Consider the following 367-nt stretch of genomic DNA (forward strand, 5'->3'; position numbering starts at 1 on the left):
CGCCCCTCAATTTGACCACTATATTTCCTGGGCAGAATGGACGTTTCACTTTCAATGCAACAGCCGGGCAAAGTTTTAACTTGGTGATTACTGATAACACCATGCCTATCACCAGCAGCAAGACTATCTGGATTTATAAACCTAGCAGTAGCGGTTCCGAATGGGCATCTTACTCTTTGAGTAGTGGATCTGTTGTCCTCAATTTGAACAGTCTTCCAGAAACAGGTGTTTATACTATTTTGATTGATCCTTTGGGGCTCGATAAAGGCAGTATCAATCTTCAATTGCTATCTGATGCTACCGGCACATTGGCAATGGACGGAACGACTTCCGTGAATTTGCCTATGGGTCAATATGGTCGTTATAC

Annotated in this window: 1 protein-coding gene; it reads left to right on the top strand. The window is 43.3% G+C overall.

The features are described from left to right. Positions 1 to 101 precede the first annotated feature (101 nt). The coding region (locus ACO0LG_RS29620; protein WP_423032219.1) for a hypothetical protein at positions 102 to 367 on the top strand (266 nt) is incomplete at its 3' end.

This window comes from Undibacterium sp. Ji42W, from assembly GCF_049340405.1.
Taxonomy (GTDB): domain Bacteria; phylum Pseudomonadota; class Gammaproteobacteria; order Burkholderiales; family Burkholderiaceae_D; genus Undibacterium.